The following is a 15,634-nucleotide window of genomic DNA, read 5'->3' as shown; positions in this document are numbered from 1 at the left end:
GAGGTGGAACAATATTCCGGTGGTGGGCGTTAGCATTGGAGTCAACCAACAGTAAGGAAATTGGCCATTGAATCAAGACCCGTGGACACTCTGTGACATTCTCTCCGAACCGGCTGATGTGCGGGGAGCGCCTTTGCTGTACTACTTTGAAGGATTCATGGATGCGGGTTCGGCTGGGCAAGGCGTTGTGGATTTCCTTTTGGACGCGTACGAACACACCCCGGTTGCCTCATTCAATGTGGATCAACTCATCGATTACCGATCTCGCCGTCCCCCATTGACTTTTGAGATCGACCGGTGGAGCGATTACGACGCACCGTCGTTGATGGTGTATCTCCTCCGCGACGAACACGACAATCCATTCCTGCTTCTGCGGGGTCCGGAACCTGATTTCGCCTGGGAGCGTTTCATCGACGCGGTGGAGAGCCTCATCGATCACTGGAATATTCCCGTGTCGGTGAGTTTCCAAGGCATACCGATGGGTGTGCCGCATACCCGACCGGTCGGTTTGACCGTGCACGCCTCGCGGCCGGAACTGGTCTTCGACAACCGACCGGTCTTCAACGAAGTCACCGTACCGGGACATATGGCGGGGCTCTTGGAGTATCGCCTGGGAGAGTCGGGACGCGACGTCGTCGGATTGTCGGTGCACGTGCCGCATTACGTCATGCAGATGAACTACCCGGCCGCTACGGTTCGCCTCTTGAGCGCGATCGAGGACGCCACCGGTCTCAGTCTGCCGTCCGATGCCGCTCTTGACGAGGACGGCAAACGGATACACGACGAGATCGAACAGCAGGTCAATGAGTCGGAGGAAGTAGCGTCAGTCGTTGATTCCCTTGAGGAGCAGTACGATTCGTTCACTGAGGCCGCCGACGCCGATGACATGCTGAAAGAAGGACGTATGCCGACCGCCGACGAACTCGGGGAGGCCTTTGAACGATTCCTGGCCGATCGGGACGATAAGCGTCGCGACGATTGAGAGTTTCGGTGCCGACCCGGCCTACCGCATTTTTACGGTCAGGCACAAGTCAAGGCCGGGAGGACGATCGACTGCGTCCTCCCGGCCTTGACTTTTACCGGAGTCGTGATTAGCGGCCGTGCTTGGCCCGGGCGGCGGCTCGGCCGCGTTCCTTGAGATTCAGAATCGTCTTTCGGATGCGGATGTTGTCGGGTGTGATCTCAACCGACTCGTCCGAACGACAGAATTCGAGTGCCTGTTCCAATGAGAGGCGGCGCGGTGGAACCAGACGTTCCAACTCGTCTGCGGCCGCGGAACGGACGTTGGTCAACTTCTTTTCCTTGGTGATGTTGACGTCCATATCGTCGGGACGTGAATTCTCACCGACGATCATGCCTTCGTAGACCTCGGTTCCAGGCTCCACGAACAGGGTCCCGCGTTCTTGGAGATTGAACATCGCATAGGACATGGCCTTGCCGGACCGGTCGGCGACGAGGGAACCGCTTTGGCGGGTTTTGATTTCGCCGGCCCACGGCTCGTAGCCTTCGAAGACGTGGTGGGCGATCCCGGTTCCACGCGTCACGGTCAAGAACTCGGTTCGGAATCCGATGAGGCCGCGTGCGGGAATGAGCCATTCCATGCGCACCCAGCCGGTGCCGTGGTTGATCATCTTCTCATTGCGTCCCCGGCGCGTCGCGAGAAGCTGTGTGACCGCTCCCAGATAGTCCTCGGGGACGTCCACCGTCAGGCGCTCCACCGGTTCGCAGAGCTTACCGTCGATCTCCTGGGTGACCACCTGCGGTTTACCCACCGTCAATTCGAAACCTTCGCGGCGCATCTGTTCCACCAGAATCGCCAGCGCCAGTTCACCACGTCCCTGGACCTCCCACGTGTCGGGACGTTCGGTCGGGGCGACCTTGATGGACACGTTACCCACCAATTCGCTGTCGAGGCGGTCCTTGACGAGTCGGGCGGTGATCTTGGAGCCCTTGACCCGCCCCGCCAAGGGAGACGTATTGGTCCCCAAGGTCATGGAAACGGCAGGTTGGTCCACGGTAATCAGCGGAAGCGGTTCGGGCTCGTTGGCGTCGGCGAGGGTCTCTCCGATCATGATGTCGGAGATTCCGGCCACCGCGATGATGTCGCCCGGACCGGCCCGTTCGGCGCTCTTGCGCTCCAGACCTTCGGTCATGAGCATTTCGGAGATCTTGACATTGGTCGTGGTGCCGTCACGTTTGCACCAGGCGACCGTCTGTCCCTTGGAGATCGTTCCCTCATGGACGCGGCAGAGCGCGAGGCGGCCGAGGAACGGTGAGGCGTCGAGGTTCGTGACCTGAGCCTGGAGCGGTTTGTCCTCGGTATAGGTCGGAGCGGGAATGGTCTCCAACAGCACATCGAACAGAGGTTTGAGGTTCTCGGAATCACTGGGAACCTGACCGTCCTCCGGCTGGGTTGTGGAGGCGACACCGTCGATGGCCGCGGCGTAAACGATCGGGAACTCGATCTGATCCTCGTCGGCGTCAAGGTCCAGGAACAGGTCGTAGGTGTCATTGAGGACCCCGTCGATGCGCGCGTCGGGTCGATCCACCTTATTGATCACCAACACGATCGGCAGGCGGGCCTCCAGCGCCTTGCGCAGCACGAAGCGGGTCTGCGGTAGCGGTCCTTCGGAGGCGTCCACCAGGAGCACGACCCCGTCGACCATCGTCAGGCCGCGTTCGACTTCGCCGCCGAAATCCGCGTGCCCCGGGGTGTCGATAATGTTGATCACCATATCGTCGCCGTCGGGATTCGCGTAATGTACGGCGGTGTTCTTGGCGAGAATGGTGATCCCCTTCTCGCGTTCCAGGTCCATGGAGTCCATGACTCGTTCATCGACGTGCGCTCCCTCGCGAAAGGCGCCCGCTTGGCGCAGCATGCCGTCGACCAGGGTGGTCTTTCCATGGTCGACGTGGGCGACGATCGCGATATTGCGCAGGTCTTTACGTTCTTTAAGCACATGGGCCATTGTGACCGACTCGGGTCACTGTGTGGGGCTCAGGCCGCCCAGGTGAGACTGAGAACCATCTTACAAAGGCAAGGAAGCGACGGATCGGCCGCAAAACGTCGATTAAGCCCGAATCGAAGGAAAATCTGTAAAACGCTCATAGCTTTCGTCATGACTATTAAGCTCATCATTCATGAGGAAATCGTATTTTCGGGTAGGAGTCGCCATCGCGGTAGCGGCATTGAGCGGTGTCTTTGTTGTGCCCACCGCGGCCGTCGCCTCGGAGGCCGCCACGGTCGTCCACACGGGCGGGTCGAGCTTGAACGTGCGATCCGGCCCGACAGTGGAGCATCGCATCGTCGACGCCGTGAACGACGGGTCGGCGGTATCTCCGGTGTGTCAGGTGCGCGGCGAGCACATCAGTGGGGCCGTCTCTTCGACAAGCACATGGATCGCTCTAGGGCCGAAACGCTGGATCAGCGGTGCGTTCCTAAAACGAGGCGAGAACCCGGTGCCCTGGTGTTCGGGAGGCGAGCCGCGAGCCACCGAGGCGACGGTCCACACTCCCGGTTCCTATCTGAATGTACGGCCCGCCGCGAACGTCAAACGCGGGCCGGTCGATCGAGTGGCCAACGGTGCGACGGTAGATGTGGAGTGCCAGACCTGGGGAGAGAGCATCTTCGACGATCACGTCTGGCTTCGCTTGAGTGACCAGCGCTTCATCTCCGGATTTTATGTGCGCTGGAGTGACGGCGCGGCCTGGTTGCCGTGGTGTGGGCAGGAGGCACCGTCGATTCCGAAGGGTGGGAACGCGGGTTTCCTCGAAACGCACGCACCCGCCGCTCAGAAATCTCAGGACGACACTGGAGTACCCGCATCGGTCACCCTGGCGCAGGCCGTTTTGGAATCGGCGTGGGGCCATGGCGCGCTCGCCCGGGAGGACCACAACTTCTTTGGAATGAAGTGTTTCGGATCTCCGGGCGACCTCGCGTTGGGGTGTCGTGATTATGGAACCTTCGAGTGCACTCCGACGGGAAAGTGTTCGGATGTGGAGGCGACGTTCCGCGCCTATCGATCACCCGCCGATTCCTACCGTGATCACGGTGAGCTGCTTTCGACCTGGTCGCGATACGCCGACGCGATGGCGGTGAGGGACGATCCGCGGCAATTTGCCCGGCAGTTGCAGAAAGCCGGCTACGCCACCGATCCGAAGTACGCCGATAAACTGATCGATATTATGGACGGATACGATCTATATCAGTACGACTAGGTCGTGACCAGCTCCGATTCTCTTGTTTTAGGGTAGCCTAACCCGATGTGGGTCAAAAAATAGGGTAGGTTACCCTAACTTCATGCCGGATCGCGCTGGACTCACAGGTACCGACTTGCGCCTGTCCTATGGCGGGATGAACGCAGTCGACGGTGCCTCCCTCAACCTCACCCCCGGGCGGGTGACCGCCCTCATCGGGCCCAACGGCAGTGGCAAGTCCACTCTCTTGCGTGCCATGGCACAGCTGCACCAACCCACCGACGGGAGCGTTTCATTCCCGGACGGCACGCGGGCCGAACACCTGCATCCCAAGGAATTCGCCCGTCACGTGGCGCTGTTGGCGCAATCGCGTCCCAGCCCCGGAGGGATTCGCGTGGTCGATTTGATCGCCTATGGGCGTCATCCCTACCGTGGTCGCTTTCGAAACGGCGACGCCGACGGGGCCGACTACATCGCCCGCGCCATGGACATCTGCGGAGTCACCCATATGGCGCAGCGTTCGGTCGACGCTCTGTCCGGGGGTGAAAAACAGCGGGTCTGGTTCGCCATGGCTCTGGCTCAGAATACCGACACCCTGCTGCTAGACGAACCGACCAACCACCTCGACCTGCGCTATCAGGTCGAATCCCTGGATTTGATCCGCGACCTGGCCGAACTGCACACGGTGGCGATAGGGGTCGTCCTGCACGACCTCAATCAGGCCGCCGCCGTGGCCGACGCCATTGTGCTGCTGTCCCAAGGGAAGGTGGTGGCCACCGGTCCGGCTGAAGAGGTCTTGACCTCTGAGAATCTCAGCTCGGTCTACGGAATTCCTATCGACGTCAGCGACGATCCCGCCACGGGTTGTTTGAACTGCCAACCCAGAGGCAGACATTACGGGCGTCGCACCTCGGCGGTAGCGACCGCATAGAACGAAACCGAGCCGGAAACACTCAGACCACCTGGAACCGTAGTCGACCGCGGTCCAAAACAGGCGGACGAATTCCGGCTCACCGACAACGAACACCAAAGGAAAACATGAAAAACACCATGACAATGACCGGGCTCGGACTCGGTTTGCTCAGCGTCGTAGCGCTGTCGGCCTGTGGAACCACCGAAGCGGGCTCGAACGACGACGAGTCGTCAGGCGAGGAGATCGTCCTGACCGACTCCCGGGACAAGGAAATCACCCTGGACGGCCCGGCCGAAGACGTCGTCGCGCTGGAATGGAAGGAAGCCGAAATCCTCACCAGCCTCGGCGTCGACCCCGTCGGCGTCGCCGGTATGGACGGCTACCAAACCTGGGCCGGTGCCATCGAACCTCTGGACGAGGACGTCACCACCGATGTGGGGACTCGTAAGGAGCCCTCGGAAGACGCCATCGCCAAACTGAATCCCGACCTGGTCGTCGCCGAAATGCGCAACGAAGAACTGGTGAACAAGCTCGAAGAGTTCGTCCCCGTTCTCGTCACCGAAGGCAACACCGAAGACGACCCCCTCGGCTCGACCGCCCGCGACGTCGAACGCATCGCGACCGCGACCGGAACCGAAGACGCCGCCGAGGAGCTGCTGAACGACGTCGACGAACGCATCGACGAAGTCACCCAAGCCATCAGCGAATCCGACAACGCCGACGTTCCCTTCCTCCTCGCCGACGGACACGTCCAAGACTCGGCGGTGACCGTTCGCCTCTTCACCGAACGCTCCAACCTCGGCGCCGTCGCCAAGGCCGTCGGGCTGGAGAACGCCTGGGACGGAGAAAGCGACGGGCAGTGGGGTCTGTCCAACACCGACGTGGAATCGCTGGCCGAATTCAAAGACAACGACCTCATCTTCATGCACTCCAACTCCGACAACAGCAACATCTACACCGAAGTACTGTCCGACAACGACATCTGGGCGTCCCTGGAGTTCGTCCAGAACGACCGTCTCGAAGAACTGCCGCACGGCACCTGGACCTTCGGCGGCCCGGCGGCCACGCTGCACTTCCTGGACGTACTCGAAGAGATCTACGTCGGCTAAATGCACACCGAAACGCCGCCACAACCGTCCACGCCAACCGTCCCGGCCGGAGGCGATGCCCGCCGACAACGACTAGCCGGTATCGCCACCATGGCCGGACTCGGCATCGCGATCATGGTCGTGGCGGCGTTTCACCTCGCCCAAGGAACATCGACCGTCAGCTTCAGCGATATCTGGTCGCTGATATTCGGAGACGCCCCATCACACGTCGCCAATGTCGTCACCGCCTCACGACTGCCCCGGACCACCGCCGCCATCGCGGTGGGAGGCGCGCTCGGAGCGTCCGGACTCCTACTGCAATCAATATCCCGCAACAAACTGGCCAGCCCCGATACCCTCGCCGTCAACGCCGGAGCGTACCTCGCCGTCACCGCCGTGGCGGCATTCGGCATTACCCTTCCGTTCAACCTCGGCATTGGAGTGGCCTTCCTCGGCGCACTCGCGACGGCCGGACTAGTGCTACTGCTGTCGGCAGGCGGTGGAGCGTCCACGACCCGCTTGATCCTGGCCGGTTCGGCCACCGCATTGGCGGCTACCGCACTCACCAACGTCCTCCTGCTGCTGTTCCAGGAACGCACCACCGGACTCTTCGCCTGGGGATCGGGAAACCTCAACCTCACCGACTTCGACGCCCTCCTCGACTCCACCTGGGTCATCGGCCTCAGCTTCGCCGCCGCGATCCTCATGGCGGGACGCTTCGACGTACTCCGCCTAGGCGACGATACGGCCAGCAGCCTGGGGATTCGAGTAAAGCGCACGCGGCTGATCGGGGTAATCCTCGCACTGCTCCTGGCCTCCTGTGCGGTATCCATCGCCGGTCCCGTCGGATTCGTCGGCCTGGCCGCGCCGGTCATTGCCGCCGGTATCGCACAGCGCCTACCCGGCCTCAGTGCGCATAGAGTACTGCTACCTCTATCGGCACTAGTGGGAATGCTCGTGCTGCTATCGGCCGACGTGGCCATGCGAGGTCTCCTCGGCGCGGGAGTCACCGTCATCATCCCCATCGGGGTGGCCACCACGGTCGTCGGCGCAGGCATCATGGTCTGGGTCGCTCGCCGCATCACCGACAGCCCGGTCGGAACACCCACCACCGACGTACGAACCGTGGGAATGCGCCGCGCCGCGTACCTCACCCTGCTCGTCGCCCTAACAGCCGCCACCGTGGCCGCCATGTTCCTCGGGCTGCTGGCCGGCGAAACGATCATGCTCGGCGGCGACATCCTCAACTGGCTACAAGGCCAAACTGGAGCCGCCTACACCTGGATACTCGACCAACGCTGGCCCCGCGTACTCGCCGCCCTCCTGGCCGGAGCCGCACTCGCCGCCTCCGGAACCGCCACGCAAGCCGTCTGCCGCAACCCCCTGGCCGAACCGGGAATCCTCGGAGTCACCGCCGGTGCCGGAGTCGGCGCCGTCGCGCTGATCACCTGGTGGCCACAGGCCGGTACCTGGTCGATCATGGGAATCGCAACTCTCTGCGCAGTGGGAACCTTCGCACTCATCTACCTCCTGGCCTGGAAGGGAGGACTGTCCACCGCGCGACTCGTCCTCATCGGCATCGCCGTCTCGGCCATCGCCTCCGCTCTGACGGTCGTCATCATCACCTATTCCGACCCCTGGAACACCCCCAAGGCCCTGACCTGGCTCTCCGGTACGACCTACGGACGTACCCTGGCACGTCTGGTACCCGTGGCCTGTGCGCTCGCCGTCATCGTGCCCTTCCTGTTCAGCTACCGCCGCGACATCGATCTGATGGCACTCGACGAGGACACCCCGCGCCTGGTCGGGCTCCGTCTGGAACGAACCCGTCTGCTGGTGTTGGGACTGGCCGCCGTTCTGGCCGCGTCGGCAGTGGTGACGGTCGGCGTGATCGGTTTCGTCGGGCTCGTCGCGCCGCATATGGCCCGTGCCTTCGTCGGAACGCGGACGGCGGCGGTCCTTCCGGTGGCGATGTTGATCGGTACGATCCTGGTGAGCGTCTCCGATACGATCGGACGCTGGATCATCGCGCCCGCTCAGATCCCCGCCGGACTGGTCTGCGCCATGGTCGGCACGCCCTACTTCATCTACTTGCTGTGGCGTTCTCGCGCCTAGACAATGAATCGCCGGAGTTGCGGCGCACACAGGTACGCGACCGGCCCGCGGCGAGTTATCATAGTCAGTTGGAACGCCGTGAACGCGGTATCGGTACAGTCCATCGTCAGACTCGTCGATCGGGGACGAACCTCGGTCTCCACCGTGAGGAACAGCACTCTCTCCCGGATCGGAGACGGTCGCCCTGAGATGTCATACCCGGAGGTTAGGTTAGGCCTGTGGCAAGCAATACGTACGAATCGTCCTCGAATTCAATCGTGGTGCGCGGAGCACGCGAACACAACCTTAAAGACATCGACGTCGATCTTCCACGCGATTCGCTCATTGTTTTTACCGGCCTCTCGGGCTCCGGAAAGTCGTCCTTGGCCTTCGACACGGTCTTCGCCGAAGGGCAGCGCCGGTATGTGGAATCGCTGTCGGCCTACGCGCGCCAGTTCCTGGGGCAGATGGACAAACCGGATGTGGACTTCATCGAGGGACTGTCTCCAGCGGTGTCGATCGATCAGAAATCGACGTCACGCAACCCTCGCTCCACAGTCGGTACGATCACCGAGATATACGATTACCTGCGCCTGCTTTACGCACGCATCGGTATCGCCCACTGTCCGATCTGTCGCGAGCCCATCACCCGGCAATCTCCCCAGCAGATTACCGACCACCTGGCCAAACTTCCCGAACGAACCCGTTTTCAGGTGCTCGCGCCCGTCGTGCGTCGACGCAAGGGAGAGTACGTCGACCTCTTCCACGACCTACAGCAACAGGGGTACGTGCGCGCTCGCGTCGACGGGACGGTCTATACCCTCACCGACGTCCCCAAACTGAAAAAGCAGGAAAAACACGACATCGAAGTCGTCGTCGACCGCATCGCCCTGAAACCCAACGCCCTACAGCGGTTGACCGATTCAATCGAAACCGCTCTCGGACTGGCCGACGGAGTGGTGGAGATCGAGTTCGTCGACCAACCGGAAGACGACCCGGATCGCTTTCGGCGTTTTTCAGAGAAGCTGGCGTGCCCCAACGACCACCCGATCGCCCTGGAAGAAATCGAACCACGGACGTTCTCCTTCAACGCGCCGTTCGGTGCCTGCCCCACATGTTCGGGACTGGGAATGCGCAAAGAGGTGGACCCCGAACTGGTCATCCGCGACCACGCGGCCTCGATTCGCCAAGGAGCACTCGCACCCTGGTCCTCGGTCGGCATGGGCGACTACTTCCTGTATCAATTGATCGCACTGGGCGAGGCGATGGACTTTTCCGTCGACACGTCGTGGGACGAACTGCCCGAGAAAGCACAGAACGCGGTTCTGTACGGCTTCGACCGAACGCTCCAGGTGTCGTACCGCAACAAACGTGGACATCGTCGCGCCTACGAGACGCGCTTCGAAGGCGTCATTCCCTGGGTGCAGCGGCGACACGCCGATACCGATTCGGACTGGACCCGCGAAAAGTACGAACAGTTCATGCGCGCGATTCCCTGCTCCAGCTGTCACGGCGCTCGCTTGAAACCCGAGGTGCTGGCGGTGACGATCGAGGGCAAGAGCATCGCCGACGTGTGCGACCTCTCCATCACCGACGCCAAGGAGTTCTTCGCCGGATTTGAACTGTCGGAGCGCGACGTCATGATCGCCACTCCGATTCTGAAAGAAGTCAACGAACGTCTGCGCTTCCTGCTCGACGTCGGATTGGACTATTTGTCCCTCGCTCGCTCCGCCGGTTCACTGTCCGGTGGGGAAGCGCAACGCATCCGCCTGGCGACCCAGATCGGAGCCGGCCTCGTCGGTGTTCTGTACGTGCTCGACGAACCGTCGATCGGTCTGCACCAGCGCGACAACAATCGACTCATCAATACGCTCACCCGACTCCGCGACCTCGGCAACACGCTCATCGTCGTCGAACACGACGAAGACACCATCAATGTGGCCGACTACGTGGTCGATGTGGGTCCGGGAGCCGGCGAGCACGGCGGCCAAGTGGTCTATGCGGGTGACGTCGCCGGGTTGAAGGCCGATGAAGACTCGTTGACCGGCGATTACCTCGCCGATCGCAAGCGTATTGAAATTCCGCCGAGCCGACGGGTGCCGGACACCGATCGTCAAGTCGTCATCGAAGGCGCGCGTGAGAACAACCTGCGTGACATTACGGTACCGTTCCCCGGCGGAGCGCTCATTACCGTCACCGGGGTGTCCGGATCTGGAAAGTCGACCCTGGTCAACGACATTCTGTATAACACTTTGGCCGCCGAGATCAGTGGGGCCAAGCTTGTCGCCGGGAAACACCGCACGGTCACGGGAACCGAGAACGTGGACAAGATCGTTGGAGTCGATCAGTCTCCCATTGGACGGACTCCGCGTTCCAACCCGGCGACCTATACCGGAGTGTTCGACAAGATCCGCAAGCTGTTCTCCGGAACGCCCGAAGCCAAGGTACGCGGCTGGGGTCCGGGACGCTTCTCTTTCAACGTAAAGGGCGGGCGTTGCGAAACCTGCAGCGGAGACGGCACACTCAAGATCGAGATGAACTTCCTGCCGGACGTGTACGTACCCTGCGAAGAATGCCATGGGGCGCGCTATAACCGCGACACCTTGAAGGTGCACTACAAAGGCAAGACGATCTCCGACGTACTGGAAATGTCGATCGAGGAGGCGTCCGAGTTCTTTGAGCCGATTCAGTCGATTCACCGGCACCTCAAGACCTTGGTGGAGGTGGGCTTGGGTTACGTCAGATTGGGACAGAGCGCTCCCACGTTGTCCGGTGGAGAGGCTCAGCGCGTGAAACTCGCCTCGGAACTGCAGAAGCGGTCGACCGGCAAAACCGTCTACATTCTGGACGAACCGACGACGGGACTGCACTTCGAGGACATACGGCGTTTGCTGGGGGTCATCGAAGGTTTGGTGGACAAGGGAAACACCGTCATTACGATCGAGCACAACCTCGACATCATCAAGTCGTCGGACTGGTTGATCGATCTCGGTCCGGAAGGCGGCGACAAGGGTGGTGAACTGGTGGCCGTGGGGACTCCCGAGGAAGTCGCCGACATCGAGGCCAGCCACACCGGACGATTCCTCCGGCCGCTGTTGACGGGCAGCACGACGTCACCCGATTCAACCATTGCCGGTCAACGTGCCACCGCCGGAAATAAGGGAAAGATTATGCCGTAATCAAGTGCGCCGTCGCAACGGCGGCACACCGCGGACCGTCGCCCCGCCGATCCATTTCGGGTCGGCGGAGTTGCTTTTTTGGGTAGGGGTGCCGGTCACGGGCACCGTCAATCCGTCGGGTTCCATTCGTTGCGGCGGGGATCTCTAGTGTGATCATCACCCACATGAGCGGTGTCGGCATCCCGACAGAAGCGTCCAAGGCGTGTCGCCACCGTCAACCCCCATTCGCTCACTAAAGTGACACGCACCCAGAAACCGTTGCGCCCCAAAGCGCAACAATTCACTGCGAGGTTGTGTGGTAACACGAATACAACCGGCTGACGGACCGCTGAGGGCGACATAATGCCCTCGGCGGTCCCCTTTCTCGTTCTGGTGGCCATGGTGCTCAGTCCCCTCTTGCGCCACATTGTCACCCTGGCGGTCGCTCGTCGTCCCCCGATCCGGTTGTTCACCGCCGCCACGGTCGGCGCCGTCCTGGTCGTGCATTACAGCGCCACCGACCCCCTCCACTATCTGGCCCTCGGGGTCACCGTTCTGGCCGGGCTGCCGGCCGTGTGGATAGACCACTACCAATTCCGCTTGCCCGATCTCTTGACTCTCGGCCCATACCCGCTTTTGGCCGCCGTCGTGATCGCCACCGCCGACGCCGATCGTATGGTACGAATCCCGATTGCCGCCGGAATCGTGATGACGGCGTATGCCCTGGGAGTTCTCGCCGGGCAACTCGGCATGGGCGACGTGAAACTGGCCGGAATGCTCAGTTTCAGTCTTGCCTGGAACGACGGCACGACTCCTCTCATCGCCGTCGTCGCCACTCTCGTCGTATCCGCCCCTTGGGCGGTGGCGGCTCTCGTACGTCGACGTCGCCGGCTTCCCTACGGCCCCGCCATGGTTACCGGTAGTGCACTTGCCCTCCTTGTCAGTGCCTGAATGTGTTCAGGACCTGAGACACCACCAGGTCTCGCCCGGTCAGACAGCGTTGACATGAGAGACTACCGGTGTGTTGAGATGGATGACCGCTGGAGAATCGCACGGCCCCGAACTGGTCGTGACCGTTGACGGACTGCCCGCCGGAATCGCGATCACTACCGAGGTGATCGCCGCTGAGCTGGCTCGCAGACGCTTGGGGTATGGACGTGGTGCGCGAATGAAGTTCGAGGCCGACGACGTCTCGTTCATCGGCGGAGTTCGCCATGGATACACCCTTGGCTCACCGGTCGCCATCCGCATCGGCAACACCGAATGGCCCAAATGGGAGAAGGTCATGGCCGCCGACCCGGTTCCAGAGGACGAACTGGAAGGGTTGGCGCGCAATGCGCCCCTGCGGCGTCCACGACCCGGACACGCCGACCTTGCCGGAATGCAGAAGTACTCCCATCGTGATTCCCGTCCTATTCTGGAACGGGCCTCGGCGCGGGAGACCGCCGCACGCGTGGCCGGTGGTGCTCTGGTCAAAGCCTTTATCAAACAGGCGTATGGGATCGACGTCCTCTCGCATATCACCACGATCGGTTCGGTATCGATTGCGACCGACCGGCGCCCCTCCGCCGACGATCTTCCGTCCATCGACGCCGATCCTTTGCGGACGGTCGATCCGGACGCTTCCGCACGCATGGTCGCCGAAGTCGACGCTGCCAAAAAGGACGCCAACACGCTGGGCGGAGTCGCGGAGATCATCGGATTCAACGTCCCTCCGGGGCTCGGCAGTCACGTGCAGTGGGACCGTAAACTCGACGCTCGGCTCGCTGCCGCGTTGATGTCCATTCAGTCGGTGAAGGCCGTTGAAATGGGAGACGGATTCGCCCAAGCGCAGTCCTTCGGTTCCCAAGCTCATGACGAAATGGTTCCCACCGATACCGGCGTGCACCGCCTCACCGACCGCGCGGGTGGTCTGGAAGGTGGCATCACCACCGGGCAGCCGCTGCGTGCCTCCGCGGCCTTCAAGCCCATATCGTCGCTCACCAGACCGTTGCAGACGGTCGACGTCGACAGCGGTGAAGCCGCCGAGGCCATCAACCAACGCTCCGACGTCTGCGCCGTTCCCGCCGGGGGAGTGGTCGCCGAAAGCATGGTCGCCTATGTGATAGCCGAAGCGGCCCTAGAGAAGTTCGGCGGCGACAACATCGTCGAGACCTCCCGCAATGCCGCCGGATACCTCAACGGGTTGGCGGTGTCGGTCGATGAGTAAACCGATTGTGCTCGTCGGCCTCCCCGGAGCCGGGAAAACCACCGTGGGACACGAACTGGCCGCTCTGCTCGACCTGCCCTTCCGCGACACCGACGACGACATCGCCCGTACGGCCGGAACGAGCGTCAGCGACATCTTCGTCAACCACGGGGAGGACCATTTCCGGGAACTGGAACGGAAGGCGGTCGCGGCCGCCATCGCCGAGCACGACGGCGTCATCTCGCTCGGGGGAGGGGCGGTCTCCTCTCCACAAGTACGTGAACTACTGAGCGGTCAGACGGTCATCCACCTTCAGGTCGCCATTACCGAGGCATTGCGCCGGGCCGAACTCGACGCCCCGCGTCCTCTCTTGGCCATCAACCCCAGGGCCACACTGCGCTCACTCGCCGAGCAACGGCTGCCCTGGTACGCAGAAGTGGCCGAGCACGAGATTGACACCACCGGTTCCTCACCCGCGCAACTGGCCCGCACGATCGCCGGATTGACACGCTGGAGCGCCGTCGAGGTGCCCGACGCCGCGCGTCCGTACTCGGTGACCATCGGACCGGGAACGGCCACGCTTGTGGACGAGGTCCTGCCGGATGCCGAAAAAATCGCCTTCATATACTCCCCGACCGTGGAACCACAGGTACGGGACATTCTGGCGGCTCTACCCCAAGGGCGCCGTATTGTCACACTGGAAATTCCGGACGCCGAAGCGGGCAAGGAATTGGACGTGGTCGGTCAGTGCTGGGAAGCCCTAGGCGAAGAGGGCTTCACCCGTACCGATGCGGTCGTCTCAGTGGGAGGCGGAGCCGTCAGCGATGTGGCGGGGTTTGTGGCCGCCACCTGGTTGCGCGGAGTCGACGTCGTCCACCTGCCCACCAGTCTGTTGGGGGCGGTTGATGCCGCTGTAGGTGGTAAGACGGGAATCAACACCGCCGCCGGGAAGAATCTCGTGGGTGCCTTCCATCCACCTAAGGCGGTGCTTTGCGATACCCGTATGTTGCGAACTCTGCCGCGGGAGGAGATGTCCAACGGGCTGGCGGAAATCATCAAGGCCGGATTCATCTGCGATACGACCATTCTCGACCTCATTGAGCACGATCCGGCCGGAGCCCTGGATCCCAACGGTTCTCTGGTCCCGGAATTGATGCGGCGTGCCATAGCGGTGAAGGCCGATATTGTGGGGGAGGATCTTACCGAACAGGGTAAACGCGTGTGGTTGAACTTTGGGCACACGCTGGCGCATGCGATTGAAAAACAGGAACGGTACCGGCTTCGCCACGGTTTCGCCGTCGCGATCGGGATGGTGTACGCCGCCGAGTTGGGCGCTCTCACCGAACGTGTGAACGTGACGCGCCGACTCCGTCGTATTCTGGAGTCGGTCGGCCTTCCCACCTCGTATTCGGGGTCCGATTGGGACTCATTGCGTCACGCCATGGTGGTCGATAAGAAAAACCGGGGTTCCACGCAGCGTTTTGTTCTTCTGGACGACATCGCGCAACCCGCGGCGGTGTCCGACGTCCCCGCGTCACTGCAAGCCGAAGCGTTCGGAAAGGTATCGTCGTGAAGATCGTAGTGTTGAACGGGCCGAACCTGAATCGGCTCGGTAAGCGTGAGCCGTCGATTTACGGCCAGAACGATTACGCTTCGCTTGTGCGACTGTGCCAAGACGTCGGCCGGGAACTCGGCTACGATGTCGAGGTTCGTCAGACCAATTACGAAGGCCGCTTTGTGGAGTGGATCCACGAGGCGGCGGACGAATCGACACCGGTCGTGATGAACGCGGCCGCGTGGACTCACACCTCGGTCGCCGTCGCGGATGCGGTCGCCCAGTTGAGGGCACCGATGATGGAAGTTCATCTGTCGAATGTCTTCGCTCGGGAGGAATTCCGTCATCACTCCTTTATTTCCCCGCACGCCACCGGCGTCATTGTGGGCTTGGGTGTGGACGGATACCGCTTGGCACTGCAGCAGCTGGCCCGATTGACCT

Annotated in this window: 10 protein-coding genes and 1 pseudogene; 10 read left to right on the top strand and 1 reads right to left on the bottom strand. The window is 62.1% G+C overall.

What is annotated here, in order from left to right; genetic code table 11:
* The first annotated feature begins 67 nt into the window (after nt 1–67).
* Nucleotides 68–982 (top strand): PAC2 family protein, encoded by a 915-nt coding sequence (locus HALAL_RS0115050; protein WP_025274790.1) that lies wholly within the window; start codon nt 68–70, stop codon nt 980–982.
* 109 nt (nt 983–1,091) lie between these two features.
* On the opposite strand, the gene typA is transcribed toward HALAL_RS0115050, so the two are convergent.
* Nucleotides 1,092–2,960 carry a translational GTPase TypA gene (typA, locus tag HALAL_RS0115045; RefSeq protein WP_025274789.1) on the bottom strand — a complete coding sequence of 623 codons (1,869 nt, stop codon included), beginning with the start codon at nt 2,958–2,960 and terminating at the stop codon, nt 1,092–1,094.
* Between the two features lie 181 nt (nt 2,961–3,141).
* On the opposite strand from typA, the gene gsmA reads away from it, so the two are divergent.
* The 9 genes and pseudogenes from gsmA to aroQ form a co-directional block, all read left to right on the top strand.
* Nucleotides 3,142–4,218 carry a sporangiospore maturation cell wall hydrolase GsmA gene (gene gsmA / locus HALAL_RS17855; RefSeq protein WP_084472039.1) on the top strand — a complete coding sequence of 359 codons (1,077 nt, stop codon included), beginning with the start codon at nt 3,142–3,144 and terminating at the stop codon, nt 4,216–4,218.
* An 82-nt stretch (nt 4,219–4,300) separates the two neighbouring features.
* Nucleotides 4,301–5,128, top strand: a complete 828-nt coding sequence (locus HALAL_RS0115035) for an ABC transporter ATP-binding protein (RefSeq protein WP_025274787.1) — start codon at nt 4,301–4,303, stop codon at nt 5,126–5,128.
* Between the two features lie 107 nt (nt 5,129–5,235).
* The gene (locus HALAL_RS0115030; RefSeq protein ID WP_025274786.1) at nt 5,236–6,219 is read left to right on the top strand and encodes an ABC transporter substrate-binding protein; all 984 of its coding nucleotides are present in this window, start codon (nt 5,236–5,238) and stop codon (nt 6,217–6,219) included.
* The gene (locus HALAL_RS0115025) at nt 6,220–8,313 is read left to right on the top strand and encodes an iron ABC transporter permease (protein WP_025274785.1); all 2,094 of its coding nucleotides are present in this window, start codon (nt 6,220–6,222) and stop codon (nt 8,311–8,313) included.
* Between the two features lie 218 nt (nt 8,314–8,531).
* The gene (gene uvrA / locus HALAL_RS0115015) at nt 8,532–11,471 is read left to right on the top strand and encodes an excinuclease ABC subunit UvrA (RefSeq protein ID WP_025274784.1); all 2,940 of its coding nucleotides are present in this window, start codon (nt 8,532–8,534) and stop codon (nt 11,469–11,471) included.
* A gap of 342 nt (nt 11,472–11,813) precedes the next feature.
* Nucleotides 11,814–12,401, top strand: coding sequence for a prepilin peptidase (locus tag HALAL_RS0115005; protein ID WP_025274783.1), 588 nt, complete (start codon nt 11,814–11,816; stop codon nt 12,399–12,401).
* Between the two features lie 70 nt (nt 12,402–12,471).
* Nucleotides 12,472–13,659 carry a chorismate synthase gene (aroC, locus tag HALAL_RS0115000; RefSeq protein ID WP_025274782.1) on the top strand — a complete coding sequence of 396 codons (1,188 nt, stop codon included), beginning with the start codon at nt 12,472–12,474 and terminating at the stop codon, nt 13,657–13,659.
* A complete protein-coding gene (gene aroB / locus HALAL_RS0114995; RefSeq protein WP_025274781.1) occupies nt 13,652–15,211 on the top strand; it encodes a 3-dehydroquinate synthase in 1,560 nt (519 codons plus the stop codon). The genes aroC and aroB overlap by 8 nt, the downstream gene beginning before the upstream one ends.
* Nucleotides 15,208–15,633, top strand: a pseudogene (gene aroQ / locus HALAL_RS18300) (type II 3-dehydroquinate dehydratase); the annotation flags it as partial. The gene aroB and the pseudogene aroQ, both read left to right, overlap by 4 nt.
* Between the last annotated feature and the right edge of the window lies 1 nt (nt 15,634).

It is taken from the genome of Haloglycomyces albus DSM 45210, assembly GCF_000527155.1.
Classification (GTDB): Bacteria; Actinomycetota; Actinomycetes; order Mycobacteriales; family Micromonosporaceae; genus Haloglycomyces; species Haloglycomyces albus.
This window is presented reverse-complemented; position numbering and strand designations above follow the sequence as displayed.